Annotated in this window: 1 rRNA gene; it reads left to right on the top strand. The window is 42.2% G+C overall.

Features of this window, described 5'->3' with window-relative positions:
• Positions 1 to 142: 142 nt before the first annotated feature.
• Positions 143 to 346 (top strand): 23S ribosomal RNA (locus tag GQR39_RS20140); the annotation flags it as partial.

The raw sequence follows: 346 nt of genomic DNA, 5'->3' as shown, positions 1-346 counted from the left end.
TGAGTACGTATCTACTTAGTTAGTTTACTAACTAATAGGTGCACGAAAAACGATTGTTTTTCATATGTAAAATATGAGTCACAAGCGTCTTGGAAACAACATACGATATCTAACGTGTTTAGACACTGTTTAGGTGTTGTATGGTTAAGTGAATAAGCGTGCACGGTGGATGCCTAGGCAATTAGAGGCGATGAAGGACGTGGTAATCTGCGATAAGTCCAGGGGAGTTGATAACAAGCGTTATATCCTGGAATCTCCGAATGGGGCAACCCGGCACTTAGTGTCATCGGCTAGTGAATACATAGCTAGTCGAAGCAAACGAGGGGAACTGAAACATCTAAGTACC

This window comes from Pseudoalteromonas sp. C8 (assembly GCF_011378685.1).
GTDB lineage: Bacteria > Pseudomonadota > Gammaproteobacteria > Enterobacterales > Alteromonadaceae > Pseudoalteromonas > Pseudoalteromonas arctica.
Note: the sequence above shows the minus strand (reverse complement) of the source record. Positions and strands in the feature narration are given on the sequence as shown.